The organism is Deltaproteobacteria bacterium (assembly GCA_019308995.1).
Classification (GTDB): domain Bacteria; phylum Desulfobacterota; class Desulfarculia; order Adiutricales; family JAFDHD01; genus JAFDHD01.
The window spans coordinates 1-10755 of the sequence record JAFDHD010000106.1 but is presented as its reverse complement, the minus strand read 5'-3'; the positions used below and the strand labels follow the sequence as shown (position 1 = coordinate 10755).

At 49.1% G+C, this 10755-nt stretch carries 11 protein-coding genes; 10 read left to right on the top strand and 1 reads right to left on the bottom strand.

Features of this window, described 5'->3' with window-relative positions; translation table 11 throughout:
- From JRI95_14060 to JRI95_14015, 10 genes are all read left to right on the top strand, one after another.
- Positions 1 to 385: response regulator (locus JRI95_14060; GenBank protein MBW2062669.1), on the top strand; the 385-nt coding region annotated here is incomplete at its 5' end.
- Between the two features lie 58 nt (positions 386 to 443).
- Positions 444 to 1475 (top strand): response regulator, encoded by a 1032-nt coding sequence (locus JRI95_14055; protein MBW2062668.1) that lies wholly within the window; start codon positions 444 to 446, stop codon positions 1473 to 1475.
- Positions 1476 to 1496: 21 nt separating this feature from the next.
- On the top strand, positions 1497 to 2807 hold the full coding sequence (locus JRI95_14050; GenBank protein ID MBW2062667.1) for a response regulator: 1311 nt from the start codon (positions 1497 to 1499) through the stop codon (positions 2805 to 2807).
- Between the two features lie 177 nt (positions 2808 to 2984).
- On the top strand, positions 2985 to 3851 hold the full coding sequence (locus tag JRI95_14045; protein ID MBW2062666.1) for a metal-dependent hydrolase: 867 nt from the start codon (positions 2985 to 2987) through the stop codon (positions 3849 to 3851).
- A gap of 27 nt (positions 3852 to 3878) precedes the next feature.
- Positions 3879 to 5951 (top strand): PAS domain S-box protein, encoded by a 2073-nt coding sequence (locus tag JRI95_14040; GenBank protein MBW2062665.1) that lies wholly within the window; start codon positions 3879 to 3881, stop codon positions 5949 to 5951.
- Positions 5952 to 5996: 45 nt separating this feature from the next.
- On the top strand, positions 5997 to 7073 hold the full coding sequence (locus tag JRI95_14035) for a response regulator (GenBank protein MBW2062664.1): 1077 nt from the start codon (positions 5997 to 5999) through the stop codon (positions 7071 to 7073).
- The gene (locus JRI95_14030) at positions 7051 to 8412 is read left to right on the top strand and encodes a response regulator (protein MBW2062663.1); all 1362 of its coding nucleotides are present in this window, start codon (positions 7051 to 7053) and stop codon (positions 8410 to 8412) included. The genes JRI95_14035 and JRI95_14030 overlap by 23 nt, the downstream gene beginning before the upstream one ends.
- 77 nt (positions 8413 to 8489) lie before the next feature.
- Positions 8490 to 9350 (top strand): HDOD domain-containing protein, encoded by an 861-nt coding sequence (locus JRI95_14025; GenBank protein MBW2062662.1) that lies wholly within the window; start codon positions 8490 to 8492, stop codon positions 9348 to 9350.
- Positions 9351 to 9370: 20 nt separating this feature from the next.
- Positions 9371 to 10198, top strand: coding sequence for a response regulator (locus tag JRI95_14020; protein ID MBW2062661.1), 828 nt, complete (start codon positions 9371 to 9373; stop codon positions 10196 to 10198).
- A gap of 7 nt (positions 10199 to 10205) precedes the next feature.
- Entirely contained in the window at positions 10206 to 10466 is a 261-nt protein-coding gene (locus JRI95_14015; GenBank protein MBW2062660.1) for a hypothetical protein, read from the top strand.
- 159 nt (positions 10467 to 10625) lie between these two features.
- Here JRI95_14015 and JRI95_14010 read toward each other — a convergent pair.
- Positions 10626 to 10755: IS481 family transposase (locus JRI95_14010; protein ID MBW2062659.1), on the bottom strand; the 130-nt coding region annotated here is incomplete at its 5' end.

Below are 10755 nucleotides of genomic sequence, written 5' to 3'. Positions count from 1 at the left end.
CTATGAGAGGGTCCTTTTCGTGGACGATGAGGAGGCCTTGGTTGACACAGGCACACAACTGCTTGAACGCCTCGGCTATAAGGTCACGGCTAAAACGAGCAGTCTTGAAGCCCTTGAGGTCTTTAAGGCAGAGCCTGAGGGATTTGACCTGGTGATCACCGACCAGACCATGCCTCAGATGACAGGCGAAAAGCTGGCCCAGGAACTCCTGAGCATACGGCCCGATATCCCGGTTATCCTGTGCACCGGATTCAGTGAACGCCTCACGGCCGAAAAGATAAAAGAGATGGGCGTCAGGGCCCTGATCATGAAGCCGGTCGTCATAAACCAGCTAGCCAGGATCATTCGGCAGGTGCTGGCTCAAGATAATGAAAAGGACACATGAGCAGAGAAAGCATGCTAAAACTGAAATTGGAGTAGACAAACCATCATAGGAGAGAGACATGAAGCAACGAAACGAAAGCGAAACCGATTCCCCTCATATTATAGTAGTTGATGACGATGAGGCCATCAGGAAATTAATCTATCAGACGATCAAGGGTATTGGTTATGAATGTTCGGCTGCCAGCAGCGGTGAAGAAGCCCTTAAAATCCTGGAGAAGAATAGCGCGGATGTAATCATAACCGATGTTAAAATGCCAGGCCTTGATGGCATTGAATTGATGAGGAGGGTCAAAGAAGAATCCGACTCTGACGTGATTGTCATGACCGGCTTTGTGGAAGATTTGACCTATGAGAAAGCCGTGGAGAGTGGTGCAAGTGACTTCGTGCAAAAACCGGTGACTCCCAGGGAGTTATTGGTCAGATTAAAGCGCGTTCTGAGAGAGCGTGCTCTCTTGGCCGAGCGGAATCAGGCCGCTGAGGAGCTTCAAGAAAGTTTCGAGAAATTGCAAAAAACCTTAGAGCAAACGGTCCATGCTTTGACCTCAACGGTCGAAATAAAGGACCCCTATACTTCGGGCCATCAACGGCGCGTGACCCAGCTAGCCTGTGCCATGGCAGATCAGATGGACCTTCCAGCCGAGCAGATTGACGGCATCCGCATAGCCGGGCTGCTTCATGATATCGGCAAGATATCTGTACCCTTTGAGATTCTCAATAAACCCGGCCGGTTATCCGAAGCGGAATTCAGCCTTATCAAGAATCACTCACAGGTTAGTTACAACATACTGAAGGGGATAGATTTTCCATGGGAGGTTGCGCCAATCGTGCTTCAGCATCACGAAAGAATGGATGGCTCCGGATATCCGCAAGGACTGCCCGGTAAAGAAATTCTGCTCGAAGCGCGTATCCTGGCCGTGGCTGATGTTGTTGAGGCCATGGCCTCTCACCGGCCTTACCGGCCGGCCCTGGGTGAGGATAAGGCCCTGGAGGAAATCTCGGAAAAAAAAGGTTTCCTTTACGACCCTGTGGTAGCGGACACCTGCCTGACGCTTTTTAAAGAACAAAGGTTTGGATGGCAGGCAGGGCTGTGAGGCACTTACAGGAGGAAAACAATGGCTAGAATCCTGATCGTGGACGATGAAGAGCCGATCCGGCGCCTGCTTGGGGAAATACTCGCTAAAAATGGTTACGACTGTACTCTGGCCGCCAACGCCGCCGAAGCCCGCGAGTGTTTAAAAGAGCAGAATTTCGAACTGGTCCTTTCCGATATCAAGATGCCCGGAGAGTCAGGGCTGGACTTCATCCAGTACGTCCTGGCCGAGCATGAGGATACAGCCGCGCTCATGGTCACGGTCGTGGACGATCCCTCGATTGCAGAGGCTACCCTGGAAATAGGCGTCTATGGATACATTATTAAACCGTTTCATCCAAATATGGTGCTCATCAGTGTCAGCAACGCCTTGCACCGCCGCCGGCTCGAAATTGACAACCGGGATTACCGCGAAAGACTGGAGCATCTTGTCTCAGAGCGGACAGCCGCGCTTCACAAGAGCAATGAGGAATTGGAGCAGACGGTAATTAGGCTAAAAGAGACTCAGGCCCAGATAATACAGTCTGAAAAGATGGCCTCCATCGGGCAGCTTGCCGCCGGCGTGGCCCATGAAATGAACAACCCCACCGGCTTCGTAAGCAGCAACCTGAACGCCATGGCCGACTACCAGGAGGATGTTAACAGGCTCATCGGGCAATACAGGGACCTTATGACAGGCCTGAAGGACTTCATGGAGAAAGAGAAATCTCTGGCTGTATTTTCAGAACAGATCAAGGCCCTTGACGCGCTCGAAACTGAAATTGACATTGACTTTATCTTAGACGACGCCTCGAACCTGATTAAGGAAAGCCAGGAGGGAACCGAGAGGATCAGGCGAATTGTAAGTGATCTGAAGAACTTCGCCCATCCAGGCAAGGATAAGTTAGAGTCCGCCGATATTAATAAATGCCTTGAATCAACCCTGAACGTTGTCTGGAATGAACTCAAATATAAAGCCACTGTCACCAAAGAGTATGGAGATCTGCCTTATATAGAGTGCTACCCTCAGCAGCTTAATCAGGTCTTCATGAACCTGCTGGTTAACGCGGCCCAGGCCATAGAAAAGAAGGGGGAGATCAGGATCGTGACGCGGGCCCTTGACGGGGCAATCGAGATTGAAATTAGCGATACAGGATCAGGCATTCCCAAAGAAAGCCTCTCCAAGATATTCGACCCGTTTTTTACGACCAAGGAGGTGAACAAAGGCACAGGCCTGGGCCTGAACGTGGCCCACAACATTATTCAAAAACACAAAGGCACAATTGATGTGGCAAGCGAGGTGGGCAAAGGAACCACCTTTACCATCAGAATCCCTGTTGAAGAAGATGCATGAACAAAAACAGCTTATGTAGCCGCTCTTTTAGTTGTCGTGGCGGTCACAGGTAGTTCCCATTAAGCCTTGAAAGGATAACCTACGAAATTCATTGACTAATTCTTTAACTTATTTTATTATTTAATATGCGCCACATATTATAAATTACGACCTAAAGTAAGGGAAAAGGAGGAAAAAATGACGATTTTAAGAAGGGATTTTTTCAAGGGTTTAGGCGCTCTCATTGGAGCGGCCGGTCTTTACAGCTTTCTGAAGAACGACACCGCCTATGGAGCTGAAAAGAAGCCCATTGGCGATGGTAAGGTCGGCGTTGAATGGCTGGGTCATGGCAGTTTTCTGTTTACTTCCTGCCAAGGGAAAAAGATTCTTTTTGACCCGTGGATAAGCACTAACCCGAAATGTCCCAGCAAGTACAGGAAAAAAGGGGGATTCAGCGCAGTGGACCTGATCCTCTGGACGCACGGTCACGTGGATCACTTCATGTTGAGTGACGCCAAGGCCGTTATTGCCGAATACAAGCCAAAGGTCGTGGCTCCATGGGAACTCAGCTTTTTCATCAAGTCCGAGATCCCGGAGGCCAACTGCCAGACCTTTACCCTGGGCAATAAAGGGGCCACCGCAGATTTTGACGGCGTCAAGGTCACCATGGTCGAGGCCTTTCATTCGGCCGGGGCACAGCTGACCGGATTTAAAGGGACCAACCATTTCGTGGGAGAGGCCGTGGGCTATATCATGGAATTTGAAAACGGTCTCAAGATTTATCACTCCGGGGATACTTCCTTGATGGGGGACATGAAAAGCATTATTGGAGATTTTTACAGGCCCGACATAGCCATCCTGCCCATCGGCGGGGTGTTTACCATGGGGCCTGATGAAGCGGCTTTTGCCTGCAAACTCATCAGGCCAAAGATTGTCATCCCGGAGCACTATGGCACCTTCCCGGTCCTGGTTCAGACCAGCGACGGCTTCAGGAAACAGGTGGGCAAACAGGCCCCTCAAACCAGGGTCCTGGATTTAAAGTTCGGCGTAAGGGTTGATGTCTAGCCTGATTAGATTAAAGGGATCAGTCCCATGAGGCATAAAAATGAGGAAGTGGAATTAAAAGCTAAGATTTCCATCTTCCACAAGTTAATGCTCAGTGTAGTGCTGGTGGTCTTTATCGCGGTGGGGATAAGCACCTATCTGGCCGTCAGGCTCGAGTCCAGGGTCTTGACCGAAGGACTGGTTCATACAGGCACACACATGGTCAGCCATATTGCCTCCAGCACTGAGAGCGCCTTCTGGTCCCTAAACTGGGCTTTTGTGGAGAAGATGCTTCATGAAATCACCCTGGGTGAGAAAAAAGAGGTGATTTTCGCCAAGGTGGTCAAGCCTGACGGCGAGGTCTATCTGGCTAATGATAAGGCCTATTATGGAGATAAACTCGATGCCTCTCTCCTTTTTGATAAGGAAACCCTGCTCGATAATCATTTTTTCCCGGAGCGACAAGAAAAGGGCATACTCCTGGTGCGCCCTGTCACTATAGGAAAGGAAAGATGGTACGTCGTGCTGGGGCTGTCCCTTCAGTCGGTCAGACAGGCCACCAGGGCCTTAATCGTTCGTAATCTGGCCTGGGGCAGCCTCATCCTTTTACTGGCAGTCATTGCCTCATTCTTCCTCTCCAAGTCAATTTCCCGACCCATTGTCAGCCTGGCCGAGTCGGCCAGGATTATATCGCGCGGCAACCTGGATCAAACTGTGACGGTCAAATCAAAAGACGAAGTCGGGCTTCTCGGCCAGGCCTTTAATCAGATGATAACAAACTTAAAAGCAGCCGCAGCAGAATTGGAATCATCCGAAGAAAGATATCGAACCCTGATCGCCACCGCCTCGAAGGCAAAAATCAGTATCGCTGTGATTCAGAACGAGGGCGAGCGAAAAGGAGTCTTCAAGTATGTTAATCAGGGTGTGGCTGACCTATCTGGATACACCCGAGAAGAGCTTCTTCAAATGACTTTAAAGGATATCATCCATCCTGACAGTTACGAAAAAGTTTGGAAATTATACACGGAAAGACCGGCTGAAGATAATCTGCGATCAACTTATCAATTCTGGGGCGTCAATAAAAAAGGGAAAAAAATACCTGTCGAGATCAGCACCGGGAGGACACTGTATGATGGTAAAAACGCCTTGGTCTGTTATGCCAGTGATATTACCGAGAAGATAGAAGCTGAACAGCAGCTAAAAAACTACAGCCAGAATCTTGAAAAGATGGTCGAAGAACGAACCGCTGAATTGAAAAAAACCCTGGCCGATCTTCAAAATACCCAGTCACAGCTTTTGCAATCAGAAAAAATGGCCTCTATCGGACAACTGGCCGCAGGCGTAGCCCATGAAATCAACAATCCGGTCGGGTTCGTCAAGAGTAACCTGGGGACCATGAACGAATACCGGGAGGATTTAGGGAAACTGCTAGACCAGTATGAATATTTAGAGGAAGCTCTAAGCAAGGGAATAGCGAATTGCGGGCAAGAAACCATCCGGGGCCTTCTCGAAAAGGTCAGAAAAATAAAGGAGGAGATTGACCTTAACTTTATCCAGGATGACCATCAGAATGTCATCGAGGAATCGCTTGAAGGCACGAAAAGGGTGGAAAAGATCGTATCCGACCTCAAGGACTTTGCCCATATAGACAAAGGAGAATTGGAACAGGCTGATATCAACCAGGGCATCGAAAGCACCCTTAATATCGTCTGGAACGAGCTGAAATACAAGGCAGAGGTCATTAAAGACCTTGGTGACATCCCTTTGGTCATGTGTTATCCGCAGCGCTTGAACCAGGTTTTTATGAATATCTTGGTCAATGCGGCCCAGGCTATCGAAAAAAAAGGCACCATTAAAATTTCGACCAGGGCCGCTAATGGGCAGGTTGAGATCAGGATTAGCGACACAGGCAAAGGTATATCGCCTCAGGTTTTATCCAAGATATTCGACCCGTTTTTTACGACCAAGGAGGTGAACAAAGGCACAGGCCTCGGATTGAATGTCGCGTACAACATTATCCAGCAGCATAAAGGCACGATTGAGGTGGAAAGTGAAGTGGGAAAAGGGACAACTTTTACTATAAGCCTGCAAACTAAGCCTGATATAGCTCCTGATGGATAATTCGGTTCTCAATACCAGCTTCCCTTGAGATATGGTAAATGGCAGATGAATAAAAACCTGCTAATTGTGGATGACGAGCCAAATATACTCAGCAGCCTGACAAGGGAGTTCAGACCTGACGGCTACGCCATCTATGTGGCTCATTCAGGCTCAGCCGGCCTTGACCTCATAAACGAACATGACATTGGCGTGGTCCTGTCTGACCTGATGATGCCGGGCATGGATGGCGTCACTTTCCTCGAGACGGTCAAAAAACAAAAACCGGATGTAGTCAGCATCCTGCTTACGGCCCACGGCAGTCTCGAAAACGCCAGGGCGGCCATCATCCGTTCGCAAATCTTCGCCTACCTGACCAAGCCATGGTCGTCCGATGAATTGAAAGGGACAATTGCCAAGGCCTTTGAACATTATAACCTGCTCCTGGAACAGAAGCGGCTTCAAAAATTGATTGCTGAGCAGAACAAACAGCTAATTCTTGTCAACGAAAACCTTGAGGACCTGGTTCACCAGAGAACCATGGAGCTTGAGGAGGCGGTTCAGGAAGGGATTGTAATGCTGAGCTTAGCGGCTGAGGCCAGAGATGACGATATCGGGGAACATATCTACCGGATTCAGGACCTGACTCGTGATATCTGCACAGGCCTCGGCATGTCTGTTGAGGAATCAAGGCAAATAAGTTTTTTCAGCATCATGCATGACGTGGGCAAGATTCACATCCCGGATAATATCCTGAGAAAGCCAGGCCCGCTGAACGAAGAAGAATGGACGGTCATGAAGACACATACTATCATCGGCGAAAAAATTTTAGGGGACAAGGCTTTTTATAAAACGGCGCGTGAAATTGCCCGAAGTCATCACGAAAGCTGGGATGGCGCCGGATATCCCGATGGATTGGAAGGGAATGCCATCCCTTTATCTGCCAGAATCGTGACCGTGGCCGATGTCTTTGACGCCTTGACCCACCCTCGACCCTATAAACAATCATGGCCAAAGGAAAAGGCGCTAATTGAAATGAGGGAGCTTTCCGGCCAGGTGTTTGATCCGGAAATCCTGGAAGTCTTCTTTAAAATTCAAGATGAAAAAACATTTGGGGGTCAACATGGCTCTAAAATACAAGCATAGACTTCTCTTTGTGGATGATGAGGAGTCCATAACGAAATCGCTCCAGAGGCTCTTTCGCAAGGAGCAATATGAAATCCACACTGCGCCGAGCGGCGCGGAGGGACTCAAGCTGCTCCAGGAAACCGGGAAATCGTTTTCCCTGATCATATCCGATCAGCGCATGCCAGAGATGACTGGCAGTGAATTCCTGGAAAAGGCCAAGGAGGTCTTTCCCAACGCCATCCGAATTCTTTTAACCGGGCACGCCGATATGAACGCCATTATTGACGCCGTCAATAAGGGCGAGATTCACCGCTACCTTACCAAGCCCTGGGATGACGGGGAATTACTGCGCCTGGTCCGGGAAGAGCTTGAGCGGTATGAACTGCTAGTGGAAAACCAGCGGCTCTTGGCCCTGACAAAAAAACAGAATAAAGAGCTGGCCGAACTCAACAGAAATTTGGAAGAAAAGGTAAAGGAGCGTTCCAGGGAGATCGTTCTCAAGAATAAAGAGCTGGCCGGGTTAAACAGGGAACTCGAAACAGGCCTTTACAATACTGTCCGGGCTTTTGGCTCGCTGGTGGAGATGCATAATCCTGATTTAGCCGGGCATGGAAGGCGTGTCAGCATTTTTTCGCGTGAGATTGCCCAGAGTCTTGAACTGCCTGAGGAAGAGATCGTTGACATCGAAATCGCCGGCCTTCTGCATGACATCGGCAAGCTTGGCTTCAGTCCAAGGCTTTTGAAACAAGAAGAGGACAGATTGAGCCCGGAAGAGAAGGACCTTTTTCGCACCCATCCTGAGCAGGGACAGTCCACGGTTCGGTTTATCAATAAACTGGACAACGTGGGGATATTAATTCGGGCTCATCACGAACGAAACGACGGCCAGGGTTATCCGGATCACCTGCCCGAGGAAGCCATACCAACAGGAGCGAAAATTATCGCCGTAGCAGACGCCTATGACAGGATGGTCAACCTCAAACCCGACCTGGACAAGGCCATTGGCGCGATTTCAAAGGCGACCGGCATGACCCAGAAAAGTTTAACAGAAGAGGAGGCCTTAAATGAGGCCGCGATTCTTCATCTGAAAAAAGAGAGTTTTACCCGATATGATCCTGATGTTGTAAAGGTTTTTTTAAACCTTTTAAAGACCAAGGGTCTGGCGCCCCCGGGAGAAAAAGAAATATCGTTCGACGGTTTAAAGGAAGGCATGGTCTTAACAAGACCGCTCTATGCCTCGAGCGGACGCTTCCTCCTGCCTCACAACACGACCCTGACCGAGAACTATATTCGTAAATTAAGAGAGTTCGATAAAACCGACCCTGTACTTGACCGCATCTATGTCTATCAAAAGTGAGGTGTGAGTTGTCAAACCTATCAGCATTTTAAATAAGTCGAGTTTAATTCAAAGGACTGATTTTAAAGGAGCGCTTCATGGACACAAAAACGTTTCTAAAAAAATTGGATGATATTTCAGACATCCCCACCCTGCCGACCGTGGCGCTCAAGGTGAACAGGATGCTGGAAGACCATAACACCTCCATCAATGAGTTGAGTGAAACCATAGAAAAGGACCAGGCCATCGTCTCCAAGATTTTAAGGCTGGTCAACTCCGCGTTTTACGGGGTCCGGTCTCATATCTCCAACGTCCCTCATGCTATGATTTTATTGGGCTTTAACACCGTGCGAAACGCTGTCATCGCTATATCGGTAATCGGCACATTCTCGGGAAAGGAGACCTTTCCAGGGTTTAGTATCAAGGATTTCTGGAAACATTCCGTGGCTGTGGCCGTGACCAGCAGATGGCTGGCCGAACAAAGCCGGCTCGAGCCCCCGGACGACTGTTTTGTGGCCGGTCTTCTGCACGACGTGGGGAAAGTGGTTTTGATCCAATATTTTAAAGAGCTTTTCGGCCAAATATGGGCGCTGACACAGGAGGAGAACCTGTCCTTTTATGAGTCTGAAAAAAAGACATCCCCCGTCACCCACGCTCAGATCGGAGGGCATCTGACAAAAAAATGGGACCTGCCAGCCTCCCTGACCGATACCATCACCTATCACCACGCCCTCAATGAAAACGCTACTAATTTTAATTTGTTAGTGATCGTACATGTGGCCGACATCATCGTGAACGCCAAAAGCACGGGATTAGAGAACGCTGACCTTTTTTCAAAAGTCCATCCTGAAGCGGCAAAGATTATGAACCCGCAGTTGACCACTGTCTCAGACTGGTTTCCAGCCCTGGAAGATGAAATCGAATCGGCCTGCGCCTTCTTTTTGGAAGACGTGAAATAACCGCAAAAAAGGTGAAAAAAATGAACGACTACAAGCATACCGTTTTATGTGTGGATGATGAAGAGAACATCCTTCGTTCCTTGAAGCGGCTCTTCAGGAGGGAAGACTTCCGCTTTCTGACGGCTGAGACCGGTGAGGAAGGCCTGAAGATCCTCCAGGAAAATCCCGTGCACCTCGTGATCTCTGACAATCGCCTGCCCACTATGAGCGGCATCGAGTTCCTGGCTGAGATCAGAGAAAATTATCCGGATACGATTCGCATGGTCCTGACCGGTTTTACCGACCTCGACACCATCATGGAATCCGTCAACCAGGGCCATATTTTCAAGTTCATTTTAAAGCCGTGGAATGATCAGAACCTGATAATGGATGTTCGTCAGGCGTTGCAGCAGTACGACCTGATTCAATCCAATAAACAGCTTCACGAGAGAGTCCTGGAACAAAACCAGCAGTTGAAAAAAATGAATGAAAACCTGGAAGACATGGTTCAAAAGAGAACCAAGGAACTTGAGATTCAAAACCAGGCCCTGGAACTCTCGCGGGCCATTCTGACAGACCTGCCCGTACCGATTATGGGCATCAGCCCTGACGGCATGATTGTCCTAATTAATAATGAAGCGCAATCCTTGTCGGTTGAGGGTGAAGACATCCAGATAGGCAAAAACCTTAAGGATTACTTTGGGGCCGAGGCCGAAGAAAAAATATCGTCCACTATCTCCAGCGAGATGTCTCAGACACTTGAAGACCGCCGCATATCAGGAGAGGCCCGCCATTTAATTTTTACACCCCTTTCGGGCAGGTTTGCAGGTGAAGGGATTATTTTGACCCTGGAACATGGGAAAATATAAGGAGGGCATGATGTCCAAGCTTAAAATCCTGATCACCGAAGACGACAAGACGACCCGGATCTTCTATGACAACGCGCTGGACGATGAAGTCTTTGAGAAGCGCTTTGAAACAGACGGTGAAGAGGCCTTAAACGCCTATAAATCCTGGAAACCGGACATCCTGGACCTGGACCTCGTGGTTCTCAAAGAAGGGAAGCGCCTGGCCATTAAGGCAGTCCGCAGCTGTAATTGGGACCTTTGTCTCGTAAAGTTTGGCGAAGCCCACTGACGAGTAGGTGTCAATGACTGTCTGCTGATAAATGCGCCCCACACCCTTCAAATACCCCACGTACATGGTATTTTGGGAGACCAGGTATCCGGGATGGTGGGTTTCAATCTCGTTCGGATCGCTTTCCTTTTCCTTTTGAGCCCGCTTTAAAGTCACCAACTAGACTTCAATGAAGACGATCCCCTCCTTGGCCGCTTTTTCCTCCAGGCGCTTCAGCCTTTTCTTGAAGGTTTCCAGGTCGTGCCGCTGCCATATACTTCGTACTCCCGAAGGTGAGACCATGATTCCC